This is a genomic window from Salegentibacter tibetensis (assembly GCF_020164485.1).
Lineage (GTDB): Bacteria > Bacteroidota > Bacteroidia > Flavobacteriales > Flavobacteriaceae > Salegentibacter > Salegentibacter tibetensis.
Genome location: NZ_JAIQZA010000178.1, coordinates 1 through 250, shown reverse-complemented (window position 1 = coordinate 250; position 250 = coordinate 1). Strand labels below are relative to the sequence as shown.

General features: G+C 41.6%; 1 pseudogene. It reads left to right on the top strand.

Annotated features, from left to right (window positions below):
* Window positions 1-250 (top strand): annotated as a pseudogene (locus LB467_RS18975) (IS5/IS1182 family transposase); the annotation flags it as partial.

The following is a 250-nucleotide window of genomic DNA, read 5'->3' as shown; positions in this document are numbered from 1 at the left end:
GAAAGACCGCATGCCGGAAAAGAATTCTTCCAGGGAGCTGGATAAGGAATTGGCCTATTGCAGGGAACTAGAGAAGTGCATTGAATCGGAGCAGACCTTAAGTTTGGTTCCTGCAGTCAAAGAAAAAATTGAACCTATTAAAGGAAACCGTGGAAGATACCCAGGAAAACTATATTCTTTCTAAGGATACAGATGCTAAGATCGGCCATAAATCAGTTGATAGCAAATTCTTTGGTTACAAGACCCACCT